The 13,759-nt window shown below is 69.4% G+C and carries 14 protein-coding genes; 8 read left to right on the top strand and 6 right to left on the bottom strand.

Features of this window, described 5'->3' with window-relative positions; genetic code table 11:
* Positions 1–31: 31 nt before the first annotated feature.
* The 4 genes from JDV09_RS01105 to catC are packed head-to-tail and all read left to right on the top strand — an operon-like array spanning position 32 to position 3,255.
* Complete coding sequence (locus tag JDV09_RS01105) at positions 32–943, top strand: LysR family transcriptional regulator (RefSeq protein WP_221367253.1); 912 nt, start codon at positions 32–34, stop codon at positions 941–943.
* A complete protein-coding gene (locus JDV09_RS01100) occupies positions 940–2,043 on the top strand; it encodes a mandelate racemase/muconate lactonizing enzyme family protein (protein ID WP_221367252.1) in 1,104 nt (367 codons plus the stop codon). Before JDV09_RS01105 ends, JDV09_RS01100 begins: the two co-directional genes overlap by 4 nt.
* Positions 2,044–2,099: 56 nt before the next feature.
* Complete coding sequence (gene catA, locus JDV09_RS01095) at positions 2,100–2,966, top strand: catechol 1,2-dioxygenase (protein WP_221367251.1); 867 nt, start codon at positions 2,100–2,102, stop codon at positions 2,964–2,966.
* Positions 2,967–2,973: 7 nt separating this feature from the next.
* The gene (gene catC / locus JDV09_RS01090; RefSeq protein ID WP_221367250.1) at positions 2,974–3,255 is read left to right on the top strand and encodes a muconolactone Delta-isomerase; all 282 of its coding nucleotides are present in this window, start codon (positions 2,974–2,976) and stop codon (positions 3,253–3,255) included.
* A 19-nt stretch (positions 3,256–3,274) separates the two neighbouring features.
* On the opposite strand, the gene JDV09_RS01085 is transcribed toward catC, so the two are convergent.
* Complete coding sequence (locus tag JDV09_RS01085; RefSeq protein WP_308123964.1) at positions 3,275–4,135, bottom strand: aldo/keto reductase; 861 nt, start codon at positions 4,133–4,135, stop codon at positions 3,275–3,277.
* Positions 4,136–4,492: 357 nt separating this feature from the next.
* Here JDV09_RS01085 and JDV09_RS01080 point away from each other — a divergent pair, with 357 nt between their 5' ends.
* Positions 4,493–5,047 carry a cyclophilin-like fold protein gene (locus JDV09_RS01080; RefSeq protein ID WP_221367248.1) on the top strand — a complete coding sequence of 185 codons (555 nt, stop codon included), beginning with the start codon at positions 4,493–4,495 and terminating at the stop codon, positions 5,045–5,047.
* A 37-nt stretch (positions 5,048–5,084) separates the two neighbouring features.
* Here JDV09_RS01080 and JDV09_RS01075 read toward each other — a convergent pair whose 3' ends face one another.
* Together JDV09_RS01075 and JDV09_RS01070 are read right to left on the bottom strand one after the other, a co-directional pair.
* On the bottom strand, positions 5,085–5,795 hold the full coding sequence (locus JDV09_RS01075; protein ID WP_221367247.1) for an NAD(P)-dependent oxidoreductase: 711 nt from the start codon (positions 5,793–5,795) through the stop codon (positions 5,085–5,087).
* Positions 5,796–5,847: 52 nt separating this feature from the next.
* On the bottom strand, positions 5,848–6,507 hold the full coding sequence (locus JDV09_RS01070) for a class I SAM-dependent methyltransferase (protein ID WP_221367246.1): 660 nt from the start codon (positions 6,505–6,507) through the stop codon (positions 5,848–5,850).
* 135 nt (positions 6,508–6,642) lie between these two features.
* Here JDV09_RS01070 and JDV09_RS01065 point away from each other — a divergent pair, with 135 nt between their 5' ends.
* Together JDV09_RS01065 and JDV09_RS01060 are read left to right on the top strand one after the other, a co-directional pair.
* Positions 6,643–7,272, top strand: a complete 630-nt coding sequence (locus JDV09_RS01065) for a TetR/AcrR family transcriptional regulator (RefSeq protein WP_221367245.1) — start codon at positions 6,643–6,645, stop codon at positions 7,270–7,272.
* 108 nt (positions 7,273–7,380) lie between these two features.
* Positions 7,381–8,727 carry an MBL fold metallo-hydrolase gene (locus JDV09_RS01060; protein ID WP_221367244.1) on the top strand — a complete coding sequence of 449 codons (1,347 nt, stop codon included), beginning with the start codon at positions 7,381–7,383 and terminating at the stop codon, positions 8,725–8,727.
* Between the two features lie 9 nt (positions 8,728–8,736).
* On the opposite strand, the gene JDV09_RS01055 is transcribed toward JDV09_RS01060, so the two are convergent.
* From JDV09_RS01055 to JDV09_RS01045, 3 genes are read right to left on the bottom strand one after another with little or no spacing between them, the layout of a single operon-like run.
* Entirely contained in the window at positions 8,737–9,444 is a 708-nt protein-coding gene (locus JDV09_RS01055; RefSeq protein ID WP_221367243.1) for an HNH endonuclease family protein, read from the bottom strand.
* Complete coding sequence (gene recG / locus JDV09_RS01050; RefSeq protein ID WP_221367242.1) at positions 9,441–11,696, bottom strand: ATP-dependent DNA helicase RecG; 2,256 nt, start codon at positions 11,694–11,696, stop codon at positions 9,441–9,443. Before recG ends, JDV09_RS01055 begins: the two co-directional genes overlap by 4 nt.
* Before the next feature lies 1 nt (position 11,697).
* Complete coding sequence (locus JDV09_RS01045; RefSeq protein WP_221367241.1) at positions 11,698–13,347, bottom strand: fatty acid kinase ATP-binding subunit FakA; 1,650 nt, start codon at positions 13,345–13,347, stop codon at positions 11,698–11,700.
* Positions 13,348–13,557: 210 nt separating this feature from the next.
* On the opposite strand from JDV09_RS01045, the gene rpmB reads away from it, so the two are divergent.
* On the top strand, positions 13,558–13,752 hold the full coding sequence (rpmB, locus tag JDV09_RS01040) for a 50S ribosomal protein L28 (RefSeq protein WP_221367240.1): 195 nt from the start codon (positions 13,558–13,560) through the stop codon (positions 13,750–13,752).
* Positions 13,753–13,759 lie beyond the last annotated feature (7 nt).

Raw genomic sequence — 13,759 nt, 5'->3', positions numbered from 1 at the left:
GACCCGCCGCACGGCCAGAAAGGAGCGGGGCATGGAGCTGAGGCATCTGCGCTATTTCCTCGCGGTGGCCGACACCTGCCATTTCGGACAGGCGGCCGAGCAACTGCACGTCGCCCAGCCGGCGCTGTCGTATGCCATCCGGCAACTCGAGAGCGAGTTGGACGCGACGCTGTTCACCCGGACCACCCGGCATGTGTCGCTGACCCCCGCCGGCGAGTTCCTCCAGGGTGAGGCCGCACGGATCCTCGACGGCGTCGGCGAGGCGGAGCGTGGAGTGCGCCGCATCGCGGCCGGACGCAGCGGACTGCTCAGACTGGGCCTGACCGGAACGGCAGCGTTCTCCCACCTGCCCGGGATCGCGCGCATCCTCCGCCAGGAACTACCCGCCGTCGCGTTGGACATCCACGCCGACCTGCTCACTCCGGCCCAGTGCGACGGCCTGCGCGGAGGCGCGCTCGACATCGGGGTGCTGCGGCCGCCGGCGGTCGGTGACGACATCGAACTGCACACCATCGATGTCGAGCCGCTGGTGCTGGCGGTGTCGGCCGACCACCGCCTGGTGGCCGAACCGGTGGTCTCCCTGACCGACCTGCGCAGCGAGCCCTTCATCGGATACTCCAGCCGCGACTCCGCGGTCAACGACGCGGTGATGCGCAGCTGCCGGGCGGCGGGCTTCGTGCCGCACCGCGAGCACACCGCACCGGGTACCGCCGTCCTGCTGGCGCTGGTCGCCGCCGGGCTCGGGGTGGCAGTCGTCCCCGCGTCGGTGCGCGCGCTGCCGCTGAACGGTGTGGTGTTCCGCGACCTGGCGGACAGCGCGACCATCGAGCTGGCGCTGGCCTGGCGGCACGGCGCCGACAATCCGGTCGTCGATGCGGTCGTCGCGGTGCTGTCCGCGGCGCTGCCGCTCGGCGGTCCGGCACTCACCCGGGAGTCATTGTGAAAATCACTGCGGTCGAGGCGATCCCGTTCGCCATCCCCTATGCCAAGCCGCTGAAGTTCGCCTCCGGGGAGGTGCAGGCCGCCGAACACGTGCTGGTGCGCATCCACACCGACGAAGGGGTGGTCGGGACCGCCGAGGCGCCGCCCCGCCCGTTCACCTACGGTGAGACCCAGGACGGGATCATCGCGGTGATCCGGCAGATATTCGCGCCGCAGATCGTCGGCCTGACCCTGACCGAGCGCGAGGTGGTCACCGCCCGACTGGCCCGCACCGTCGGCAACCCCACCGCCAAGGCGGCGATCGACATGGCGCTGTGGGACGCGTTGGGACGCAGCCTCGGCCTCTCCGTCAGCGCGTTGCTGGGCGGCTACACGACCCGGATGAAGGTCTGCCACATGCTCGGCTTCGACGCCCCGGACAGGATGGTCGCCGAGGCGCAGCGGATCCGCGACGAGTACGGCATCACGACGTTCAAGGTCAAGGTCGGCCGGCGCCCGGTGAGCCTGGACACCACGGTGGTGCGGGCGCTGCGCAGCCACTTCGGCGACGCCGTCGACCTCTACGTCGACGGCAATCGCGGCTGGACCGCAGCGGAGTCCCTGCGTGCCATGAAGGACATGAGCGACCTCGACCTGCTGTTCGCCGAGGAACTCTGCCCCGCCGACGACGTCATGGGCCGCCGATGGTTGGTGGCACACTGCGATGTCCCCTTCATCGCCGATGAATCGGTTCCGTCGCCGGCCGATGTCACCCGCGAGGTGCTCGCGGGATCGGCGACCGCCATCAGCATCAAGACCGCGCGCACCGGGTTCACCGGCTCCCGGCGGGTCCATCACCTCGCCGAAGGGCTGGGCTTGGAGGTGGTCATCGGCAATCAGATCGACGGCCAGATCGGCACCGCCTGCGCGGTCGCCTTCGGCTCGGCGTACGAACTCACGTCCCGACGGGCCGGCGAACTGTCGAACTTCCTCGACATGGCCGATGACCTGCTGACCACACCGCTTCGCATCCATGACGGAGAACTACACGTGCCGCCCGGCCCCGGACTCGGCATCGACATCGACCCCGACAAGCTCACCCGCTACCGCACCGACAGGTGACAGCGTCCGTACCGCCCCGGACACGAAAAACAATGTAGTAAAAGGAGATCACGAGTATGACCACCATCGAGAACCCGATCGACAGCGCCACCGCGGCCGCATCCGGAGCCTCGGCCACCGAGCGCTTCCACACCGACAAGTCGCCCTTCGCCGCGGTCAAAGACACCCCGAAGGAACGGGTCAGCCAGCTGGCCGGCGAGGTGCTCTCCGCGGTGCACGACACGATCCGGCGCCACCGCGTCAGCTATGACGAATACAACGCGCTCAAGGCGTGGCTGATCGAGGTCGGAGCCGATGGTGAGTGGCCGCTGTTCCTGGACGTCTGGGTCGAGCATGTCGTCGAGGATGTCGCCACCGACCACCGCGCGGGCAGCAAGGGCACCATCGAGGGCCCGTACTACGTACCCGGGTCACCGGAATGCGGCGCACGCGGGACCATTCCGATGCGTGACGGCGAGCCGGGAACCCCGTTGGTCTGGCAGGGCACCATCACCTCCACCGACGGAAGCCCGCTGGAAGGCAAAGTCGAACTCTGGCATGCCGACTCCGAAGGCTTCTACTCCCAGTTCGCCCCGAACATCCCCGAGTGGAATCTGCGCGGCACCTTCAGCACCGGCGCCGACGGTTCCTTCGAGATCAACACGATCCGCCCCGCGCCCTACCAGATCCCGACCGACGGCTCCTGCGGCAAGCTCATCGCGGCAGCGGGCTGGCACGCCTGGCGGCCCGCCCACCTGCACGTGAAGGTGTCGGCCCCCGGCCACGAGCTGCTGACCGCCCAGCTGTATTTCCCCGGCGATCCGCACAACGACGACGACATCGCCGACGCGGTCAAGCCGGAGTTGATGTTGGACCCGCAAACCGGGGCCGACGGGTCCGAGAGCGTCGTGTACAACTTCGTCCTCGATCCCGTGAAGGCCTGACCAGGGGATGCTGTTCCACGTACGCATGGACGTTCACCTGCCCCACGATCTCGACCCGCAGCAACGGGCCGAGATCGTGGAGCGGGAGAAGAACTACTCCCAGGAGCTGCAGCGCGTCGGCAAGTGGCCGCACATCTGGCGCGTCGTCGGCGAGTACGCGAACTACTCCATTTTCGATGTCGAGTCGAACGACGAACTGCATCAGCTCCTTTCGGGCCTACCGCTGTTCCCCTACATGGACATCCAGGTCACCCCGCTGGCGGTCCACCCCTCCGCCATCCAGCGGTAGCGTTCGGCGCCGGGGAGCTCTATCGCTTCGCGAAGACGGGCATCACGCTGGCGTCCCCGTAATCCTTGATCTCATCGATGTGCTTGAGCGTCTCCATGTCCTCCCCGGAGATCTCGAAGTCGACGTCGGCGTTGTTGCGCATGTGATCCGGGTTCGCGGTCTTGGGCAGCGGAAGCGTGCCGAGTTGCAGGCAGTAGCGGATCGACAGCTGCGGCACCGAGACACCGTACTTCTCGGCCAGCGCGGCCACTTCGGCGTTCTTCAGCAGCTCGCCGTGCGCCACCGGCGAATACGCCTCGACCAGGAGGCCCAGATCCTGGGCGTAGGTGATCAACTCATGCGGGGTGTTGCTGATGTGCGCGAGGATCTGGTTGACCATCGGCCGTACCGTGGCGGTCTCGAGGATGTTGTCGACGTCGGCCTTCTGGAAGTTCGACAGACCGATCGCCTTGAGCTTGCCGGCCTGATAGGCCTCCTCGAGTGCCCGCCACACCTCGCGGTTCTCGGCGAAGTAACGGTTGTCGCCGCCGAAGGCACCCCAGGGCTGCGGGCTGTGGATGATCATCAGGTCGATGTGGTCCAGCCCCAGCGCCGCCAGGGAGCCGTCGATGCTGGCAGCGGCGTCCTGATACGACTTCGCGCCGGCGTCGACCTTTGTCGTGACGAAGATGTCCTCGCGTCCGACCCCGCTGGCCCGAAGCCCCGCACCGACGCCCTGCTCGTTTCCGTAGGCCTGCGCGGTGTCGATGTGGCGGTAGCCGATGTCGATGGCGTCCTTCACCGCCTGCACGACAGCGTCGTTGGCGATCATCCAGGTGCCCAGGCCCAGCTTGGGGATCTCCAGCCCGTTGGACAGGGTGTAGTTCTCTTGCAGTATCACTGCATCTCCTTTCGTTGATCTATCAACCAGTGGACGCCGGTTCACCGGGTCGGGTACCCGAAATGGCCTGCGTCGTTGGAATGACGGCGTCTTTCCGGGTCTCCGGGAAGGTACGACCCCAGGGCCGCCGTAGCTGGTGAGGCCGTACGCTTTCATCGGTTCCTCCGCGTCCTCCGTGTCTCGAGGGCGGCACCGGCACCGTCGCTCTACCACTACTGAACACCGCGGCTCGGGGCCGCGACAGTATCCGGTGATCCATGTACTGGCAATACACCCCTTCCGCCCCGTGTTGGTCACGCCTACCCAGGTATCGCCAGAACCTGTCTCGGCGGCCAACCGGTTCCTAATGTGGGCCCTATGACGCAGCTACCGCTCCGCTGCCGGTGGCCGGCCACGGTCCGGATCCCAACACTGCTCGCCGCGGGCATGCTGGCGGCCGGCTGTTGCGGCAAACCCGAGTCGACGCCCGCGGTCAACCTGGAGTCGCCCGCGGCGAGGGGTAGTGCGAACGAAGCGCCCGTTCCCCGCCCACCGACAAACCCCGAGGAGGGCCTGATGGGAATCCGATTGTCCACACCGGACACGGTTCTGACCGCCACGCTGCTGGACAGCGCGACCAGCCGCGACTTCGTTGCGCTGCTACCGCTGACCCTGACCCTGCGCGACTACGCCGGCACCGAGAAGATCGGCGACCTGCCCGGCCCGCTGTCCACCGCGGATGCACCCGACGGTGTCGACCCGGAGATCGGTGATCTGACCTACTACGCGCCGTGGGGCAACCTGGCGATCTTCTACCGGGACTTCGACTACTCGCGGGGCCTGGTCAAGCTGGGCAGCATCGACTCCGGCGTGGACCAACTGGAAACGCTGGACGGGGCAGTCGTTTTCGAGGTGGCCCCGGCTGTTTCCTGAGCACCACGGCCCTCGCATCTCGGACCGGGCGGGGGCCTCAGCGGGCCTGGAACGCTTCGCGTTTCACGTTCTGCCAGAAGCTCGGTGCGCCTTGCACGGTGGACACGATGGGGATCGTGCCGATCCCGGCGGTGTCGTCGATCAGCGTGCTGAGGTAGTGCGCGAGGTCGATCCTTGCGGTGAACGCGCCAACCGGAGGAACCTCTCCCGCAACATAATCGCTGACGCGATCGGCGTCGAACAGAGTGGACGGGCGCACGATCGTCCAATCCAGACCGCTGTCCGTGACGACCTCCTCCATGCGGCGCATGTCCGCGTAGACCGTCCTGCCGATGGTGCGGCTGATGATCGGCTCGGCGATCCGCAGGCTCAGCGAGGCGTTGCGGCGGTTGCGGTAGTGGTGCGCGCCGGTTGAACTGACCACAGCCAACCGGCGCACCCCTGCATCACGCATGGCCGCCACGATGTTGGCCGCCCCGGCGGAGAACGTGTCGACTGGTCGACGGGTGAACGGCACGCCGAGCACCGACAGCACGGCGTCGGCGCGATCGACCGCGGTGATGATGGATTGGCGCTGGAAGACATCGACTTCGACGACACTGACCCGCCGCGCCGTGTCCGCCTCGGTGTCCAGCGGAAAGTCCCCGGGGTGCCGGGTGGAAGCGAGCACCTCATGACCACGATCGGCCAACAGCCGCACCAGGAGCCGACCCGTCGGCCCGTTGGCGCCGAAGACAGCCACCCTCATGCGGAGTCACCTCCGAACACACGGTGATCTTCGCGGGCCTCGCGGTAGGGCGTCACTCCTTGTGGGCCAGCAGTAGGAAGCCCGGCATCATCAGCCGGCCCTGGTCGTCGCGCTGCGCCTCCCGGGCCGGGCCCGGCCCGCCCGGTACCTGAACATCGTTGGCATACAGCGAGGCTGAACGCACCTCGTCGACAGTCCACAGGGTGGCGACGGTGTCGCGCAGTTCCTCGGCGGTGAACCCGGCCGGTCCGGGCCCGCCGCCGCCGAACGGCCGCTGGGCGAACGCCAGGATGAACAGGCCCGCTCCGGGTGCGGCGGCCCGGCGGATCGCCCGCACGTAGGCCTGCCGGCGCTCCACGGGCAGGGCGTGGAGCAGGCCGCTGTCCATCACCGTGTCGAATTGTCCGTCATACCCGTCGAAGTCGGTCACGTCGGCGACCTCGAAGCTTGTGGAGGTCAATCCCCGTGCAGCGGCGGCCGATCGGGCCGCGGCCACCGCGATGGCGCTTCCGTCGAGCCCGACCACCGAGAAGCCCTGCGCGGCGAGCGCGAGCGACAGCTCGGCCTCCCCGCATCCGGCGTCGAGCACCCGACCGCGCACCTTGCCCTGTTCGATCAGCGCGGCAAGTTCGGGCTGGGGCGCTCCGATACTCCACGGCGGCGGGCTGCCCTGCTGATATGCGCTGTCCCAATCCATCCGCTGCTCGGTCACCTGTGGGTCCTCCTCCTGGCTGGGCGGTCGGCGGCGCCTGCGGTCGCGCCACAGACCACTGTCCCCTTTTTCGCACCGCTTGTCTACTTTTTTCGGTAGCATCGCCGCCTGACGAATCAGCGATCGGAGGCACCGGTGACCGCAGCAGAACCGGCACCCGGGCGGGCGCAGGAGGCCACCCTTGCGGAGGAACGCAAGGGGCGGCGGACCCGCCGCCGCATCCTCGAGGCCGCCCGCGCGGTCTTCGCCGAAACCGGCTACGAACGCGCCACCATTCGCGGTATCGCCGCCGCCGCCGCGGTGGACAAATCCTCGGTCATCAAATACTTCGGCACCAAGCAGGCGCTGTTCCGCGAAACCGTCCACTGGGAGATCCCGATAGCTCAGCTGACCAGCGACGACGCGGCGCAGACCGCACAGGACTATGCGCGCGCGATGCTGACCGCGTGGGCCGCGGACCCCGACAGCCCGATGGCGGTACTGCTGCGCACCAGCATGACCAGCGAGGACGCCGCCGACATCCTGCGCAGGCACATCACCGGCCAAGCGGTGGACGCCGTGGCGGCCACCATCGACGCCCCCGACGCCAGGCTGCGCGCCGCTCTGGCCGGAGCCCTGCTGATGGGCATCGCCAGCCAGCGCTTCATCCTGCAGATGCCCGACCTCGTCGACGCGGACATCGAGGACATCCTGCGCCTGATCACGCCGTTGCTGAAGTCGTTGATCGATCCGGCCGACCGGCAGTACGCCGGTCCGCCCGTGTGACGAGAAGCCTCCTGCAGCGTTTGGGCGCACACCGTCCGGGCTATACCCGGCAGGGTGTCGCGCCCCGGCGGGCGGGCGAGCAGCCGACACCGCACGGAAGGAGAACGCATGGACGTGACCGTCATCGAGACCTCCGGCCTGGGCGACCGAAGCTACCTGGTCAGCGACGCGGGCCTCGCGGCGGTGATCGACCCCCAGCGCGACATCGACCGGGTGCTCGACGCCGCCGCGGCACGGGACGCGTCGATCACCCACGTGCTGGAGACCCACATCCACAACGACTACGTCACCGGCGGGCTCGAGCTGGCACGCACGGTGGGCGCCGAGTACATCGTCGCCGCCGCCGACGATGTCGGGTTTGCCCGGCGCGCGGTGTCCGACGGAGACGTCGTCGACGTGGGACCGTTCCGGCTGCAGGCGATGCACACTCCGGGGCACACCCACACCCACCTGAGCTATGTGCTGCGCACCGTCGAGGGGGCCGCGGTCGGAGTCTTCACCGGTGGTTCCATGCTGCACGGCACCACCGGGCGTACCGATCTGCTGGGCGATGAGCACACCCGCGAGCTGTCGCACGCGCAGTTCCATTCGGTGCGCCGGCTGGCCGCCGAGCTGCCCGACGGGGTCGAGGTCTATCCGACCCACGGTTTCGGCAGCTTCTGCTCGGCCAGCCCGGCCAGCGGGGACTCGTCGACCATCGGCGAGCAGCGCCACACCAATCCGGCGCTGACCGGCGACGAGGCCACCTACGTCGACGAGCTCATCGCCGGACTGGGCGCCTACCCGGCGTACTACGCGCACATGGGGGTCATCAACGCCGCCGGACCGGCACCCGTCGACCTGTCCATGCCCGAGCCCGTCGATCCGGTCGAGCTGCGCCGCCGCATCGACGCCGGCGAGTGGGTGGTCGACCTGCGCGACCGCAAGGCGTTCGCGGCCGGGCATCTGTGCGGGGCCCTGGGCTTCGAGCTGTCCACCCAGTTCGTCACCTATCTGGGTTGGCTCTACACGTGGGGCGCACCGATGACGCTGATCGGCGAGGACTCCGGCCAGGTTCTCGAGGCGCGCCGCGAGCTGGCCCGAATCGGTGTCGACGACCTCACCGGTTCGGCTACCGGCGACCTGGCGGCGCTGGCCGGCGGGACACCGCTGAACTCCTACCGGGTGGCGTCGTTCACCGACCTGGCCAACGAGATCGACCACGCCCAGCTCACCGTGCTGGACGTGCGGCAGCGCGAGGAGTACGCGAGCGGCCACATCAGGGGTGCGATGAACATCGCGCTGCCCGAACTGCTCGCCCGCCGCGACGAGGTTCCCGCCGGCGAGGTGTGGGTGCACTGCGGGACGGGCTACCGCGCGTCCATCGCCGCCTCGATCATCGAACGCGACGACCTCACGGTGGTCCTCATCGACGACGAATTCGACAGCGCCGCACAGAAACTGATCGTCGGGTAGCGCGCCCCGTCACCCGGGGGGGCAGGTATGCGCCGCGTCACGCAACACCCGCGCCGACGGCGCGTCCACCGGAAGCCGGTAGCCGCGCAGCACCGCGATGTACTGCATCGCGTACTGACACCGGAACGCCTCGTTGGGGGGCATCCACACGGCCGGCTGACTGTCGCCCTTGTCCTGGTTGGCCTGCCCGGCGACGGCGATCAAATTGGCCGGGTCGTTGGCGAACCGGATGCGCATCTGCTCGGTCCAGTCGCGGGCGCCCAGATCCCACGCCAGCGCCAGCGGCACGATGTGGTCGATCTGCACCGCGGCGCCGGTCCCCTCGCCGCGGGTGAACGCCACCGTGGCGTTGGTGTACGGGTCCCGCAGCACCCCGGTGGCCACGGCGTTGGGACAACGGGCTATCGCGACGTAGGTCTTGTCGATGAGGTCCCGGTTGAGGATGTCGTTGCGGGTGTCGCAGCCGTTGTGGCCGCCCGGCGCGGTGGTGTCGTCGGTCCAGGCGTCACCGAATGCGGCACGGCGGTAGTCGTATCCCCGCACCCGGTCGGGGATCTCGGCGACGTCGGCCAGGACGTCGACACCCGGCGCCACGGTGGGTATGTCGGCCTGCGCGATGAACTCCGACGGCCGGTTCGCCGATGCGATCACCTGGTAGGCCACCACAACGGCGAGCACCGTCGCGACGGTCAGCCACAGGATCTGGCGGCGGCTCACGACTTGTCCAGGTACTCGACCCGGTCGGTGTCGGTGAACGGCGCCGACAGCACCGCCATGCCGGGGTCGGCCGGATCCGATTCATAGACCGCCTCGCACAGCTGTCTGGCCGCGACGATGATGTCCTCGTGCTCGAAGAGCGACAGGAACCTCAACGTGACGGGCCGGCCGTGCTGGGTCAGCCCCAACACGTCGCCTTCACTACGCTCGCGCAGGTCGAGCTTGGTCAGCTCGAACCCGTCCTGGGTGGCTGCCACCGCCTTGAGCCGTTGCCCCGCTTTGGATTCCGCGGGGAGGTTGGTGGCCAGCAGGCACAGGCCGGCGTGCTCGCCGCGGCCGATCCGGCCCCGCAGCTGGTGCAGCTGGCTGATGCCGAACCGGTCGGCGTCCATCACCACCATGACGGTGGCGTTGGGTACGTCGACGCCGACCTCGATGACAGTGGTGCACACCAGCACATCGATGTCGCCTGCCCGGAACGCCGACATCACCGCATCCTTCTCGTCGCCGGAGAGCCGGCCGTGCATCAATCCCAGCCGGACACCGGACAGCGGCCCGCGCTGCAACCGGGCGAACAGATCGACGACAGTCACCGGCGGTGGGCCGGGCTCCTTTTCCTGAGCGTCTCCCCTTGTGGATTTGTTGGGCTTCTCGGCAGCGGGCGGCCTGTCGTCCTCGTCAATGCGGGACGCCACCACGTAGGCCTGCCGGCCGGCGCGCACCTCCTCGGCGATACGCGCCCAGGCGCGTTCCAGCCAGGCCGGCTTCTGTCTGGCGAAGATCGTGTTGGTGGTGATCTCCTGCCGGCCCCTGGGCAGTTCGCGCAGCGTGGAGGTCTCCAGATCCCCGTACACGGTCAGCGCCACCGTCCTCGGGATCGGCGTCGCGGTCATCACCAGCAGGTGCGGCGTGAGTCCGGCAGGAGCCTTGGCGCGCAACCGGTCCCGCTGCTCGACACCGAACCGGTGCTGCTCGTCGACCACCACCATGCCGAGGCGGTGGAATTCCACGGCGTCCTGCAGCAGCGCGTGGGTGCCGATGACGATGCCGGCCGCCCCAGTGGCCACCTCGTCGCGAACCTCGCGCTTCTGCTGTGCCGACATCGAGCCGGTCAGCAGCGCCACCCGGGTCGCCTGGTCGGCGCCGCCGAGCTGGCCGGCCATCCCCAGCGGTCCGAGCATGGCCCGGATCGACAAATAGTGTTGGGCGGCAAGGACTTCGGTGGGAGTGAGTACCGCGCACTGGTAGCCGGCGTCGATCACCTGCAGCATCGCCAGCAGCGAGACGACCGTCTTGCCCGACCCGACTTCACCCTGCAGCATCCGGTTCATCGGCCGCGGCGCCGCGAGCTCTCCCGAGATCACGTCAAGCACCTTCTGCTGCCCCGCGGTCAGCTCGAACGGCAGCTGGGCGGCCATCGCCGCCGCCAGACCATCGGACCGGGATGGTGCCGGTGGCCCGGATTCGCCGAGTTCGCTGTGCCGCCGCACCACCAGGCCCCACTGCAGGCCGACGGCCTCGTCGTGGGTGAGCCGCTCCGCGGCGCGGGCCCGGTCGGCGGCGTTCTCGGCGAGGTGGATAGCGCGCAGCGCCTCATCCTCGGACATCAGACCGTGTTGGCGGACATACGCTTTCGGTAGCGTTTCGGCGACAGGATCGAGCACGGCGAGCACCTGGCGGATGCAGGCGTAGATCTCCCACGTCTGCATCTTGGAGTTGGCCGGGTAGATCGGGAAGAAGTCCTTGTCCAGCTCGGCGAGCAGGTCCTCGCCCGAGGCGCCGGTCGCCTCGGCGAGGGACGTCAGCGATTTGGTGCCGACGTTCTTGCCGCCGTCGCGCAGCACCATGAACGCCGGATGGGTCAGCTGCATGGTGTCGCGGAAATAGCCGACCTCTCCCGACAACATCACCCGCGCGCCCTCGACGAGGGTCTTCTTCAGATACTTCGGGTTGAAGAACGTCGCGGTGACCGCGGGGCGGCGGTGCTCGAGGGTGACGACCAGGAATTCCCGTGCCGGGGTGCGCTTGGTCCACTTCGACTCGGCCTTGGCGATCGTGTCGACGAACGTGACGTGCTCACCCTCCTCCAGGTCGAGGTCCTCGCCCTCGCCGCGGACCGTCATCGCGTCGCTGTACTTGCGGGGGAAGTACCGAACGAGCTCGCCGACCGTGCGGATCCCGAAATGCTGCTCGAGTCGATCGGCGGCCTTCTTGCCGAGCACGAAGTCCAGCCGGTCGCTCAGCGTGGCCATGTCACTCGACCCCGATCAGCAGCGCATCGCCGCGGTGGCCGGTGTGGAAGGACACCATCTCGGTGCCGGGATGGCGGCGCCGGACGTGCTCGGCCAGTGCCTCGGCGACCTCCTCGCCCACGCCGTCACCGGTCAGCACCGTGACCAGCTCGCCGCCGGCGGCCAGCAGCACGTCGATGAGCCCGGCCCCGGCGGCCACGATGTCGCCCCCGACGATGACCACCTCGTCGCCGGCGATGCCGAGCCCGTCGCCCGGTTTGCAGGTGCCCGCCCAGGTCAGCGCCTCCTCGGCGGCCACCCGCACCGAGCCGTAGCGGGCGCCGGCCGCGGCTCGGGCCATCGTGAAACCGTCGTCGACGAGGCGGCTCTCGGGGTCGTGGACCGCCAGCGCGGCCAGCCCCTGCACCATCGAGCCCGCCGGGATCGGCGCCATCTCGATGCCCCAGTCCGAGGCGACGGCCCACCCGGCGAGCAGTTCCTCGGCCGCCACGTAGCCGTTGGGCAGCACCATCACCTGTGCTGCGCCGGTGTTGACCAGCGCGTGCAGCAACTGCTGCGCACTGACCGGCACTCCGGGCTCGGGCCGCAACGTCTGGGCGCCCTCGGCGCTGAACAGGCTTTCCGCGCCGTCACCGTCGACGACGGCGAGCACCGCGCGCCCCCGGCTCCAGCCGCCGGCCGGATGCCGCTCGGGGGCCCCGCCCAGCGAGGTGATCTGGATACGGCTGGGAGTGCCCAGCGGCAGCGCCGCCTCGACCGCGGCCCCGGCGTCGTCGGTGTGGACGTGCACGGAGTAGTGGCCGGGGGTGGCCGCGGCTGCGCCGAAACCCGACGCGGCGATCGCGACGGAGTCGCCGAGCTCGTCGAGGCGGGTCCGCAGTATCTCGGCCCCGGCGGCGTCGCAGCCGCTCAGCAGGTACATCACCTCGAATTGGGGTGCCGTCGTCGTCGAGGACGCGGCGGGCGGCTCCGCCGGGGCCGGCAGGTACGCCGGCCGCATCGGGACGCGACCGGTCAACGTCGCGCTAAGCGCGTCCAGCAGCACCAGCAGGCCACGGCCGCCGGCATCCACCACCCCGGCGGCGGCCAGCACGTCGAGCTGGGTCGGGGTGCGATCCAGGGCCCGGGCGGCCGATCCGGCGGCCGCGTCGACCACGTCGGCCAGGTCGGCACCCTCGGCGACCGCATCCTCCGCTGCGGCCGCGGCCGCCTGCAGGACGGAGACGATCGTGCCCGGCACCTCGTGCCCCATCGACATGACCACCAGGCTCACGGCATGTCGCAGCGCGGCGGCGAACAATGCGCCGTCGACGTCGGGGAGCCAGCCACCGCGGTCCTCGGCGGCGGCGGCCGTCACGTCGGCGACACCGCGCAGGATCTGCGACAGGATCACCCCGGAGTTGCCGCGGGCGCCGCGCAGCGCACCGTCGGCCATCCGGGCGGTCAGCGCCGCGACGTCGTCGATGTCGGCGTGCGCGTCGGCCTGCGCCCAGGCGGCGCGCATGGTGAACAGCATGTTCGTTCCGGTGTCGGCGTCGGCGACCGGGAACACGTTGAGCCGGTTGATCTCGTCGGTGTGGCTGATCAGGTCGGCGACCGCCCTGTGCGCCCAGCGTCGCAGCGACGACGCGTCCAGCGGCCGAGCCGACATCCCACCTCCAGACCGGCGGCCCAGCACACCGCTGCCGCCGTCGGCGCCAGCCTAGCCAGTGCGCCCGACACCGCGGCACGGCATCGGCCACGCCGGGTTTTTGGCGATAGCAGCGACGGCCGGTATCCTGATCAGGTTGTCGGGTCGAGCCGCAGCCTGCTGTGGCCGGAGGACCCAGACCCCCACGTACTGATTCAAGGAGTTCTACATATGGCTGCCGTGTGCGATATCTGCGGGAAGGGCCCCGGCTTCGGCAAGTCGGTGTCACACTCCCATCGCCGGACCAGCCGTCGGTGGGACCCGAACATCCAGTCGGTGCGCGCCGTGACGCGCCCCGGCGGTAACAAGCAGCGGATGAACGTCTGCACGTCCTGCCTGAAGGCCGGCAAGGTCACCCGCGGCTAGTTCCCGC

This window comes from Mycolicibacterium xanthum (assembly GCF_019710635.1).
GTDB classification, from domain to species: Bacteria; Actinomycetota; Actinomycetes; order Mycobacteriales; family Mycobacteriaceae; genus Mycobacterium; species Mycobacterium xanthum.
This window is presented reverse-complemented; position numbering and strand designations above follow the sequence as displayed.

Coding starts and splice junctions, on each gene's coding strand:
- JDV09_RS01060 (WP_221367244.1), top strand. CDS start 7,381: ATGGACGTGACCGTCATCGAGACCTCCGGCCTGGGCGACCGAAGCTAC.
- recG (WP_221367242.1), bottom strand. CDS start 11,696: ATGGCCACGCTGAGCGACCGGCTGGACTTCGTGCTCGGCAAGAAGGCC.
- catA (WP_221367251.1), top strand. CDS start 2,100: ATGACCACCATCGAGAACCCGATCGACAGCGCCACCGCGGCCGCATCC.
- rpmB (WP_221367240.1), top strand. CDS start 13,558: ATGGCTGCCGTGTGCGATATCTGCGGGAAGGGCCCCGGCTTCGGCAAG.
- JDV09_RS01105 (WP_221367253.1), top strand. CDS start 32: ATGGAGCTGAGGCATCTGCGCTATTTCCTCGCGGTGGCCGACACCTGC.
- JDV09_RS01080 (WP_221367248.1), top strand. CDS start 4,493: ATGACGCAGCTACCGCTCCGCTGCCGGTGGCCGGCCACGGTCCGGATC.
- catC (WP_221367250.1), top strand. CDS start 2,974: ATGCTGTTCCACGTACGCATGGACGTTCACCTGCCCCACGATCTCGAC.
- JDV09_RS01045 (WP_221367241.1), bottom strand. CDS start 13,347: ATGTCGGCTCGGCCGCTGGACGCGTCGTCGCTGCGACGCTGGGCGCAC.
- JDV09_RS01075 (WP_221367247.1), bottom strand. CDS start 5,795: ATGAGGGTGGCTGTCTTCGGCGCCAACGGGCCGACGGGTCGGCTCCTG.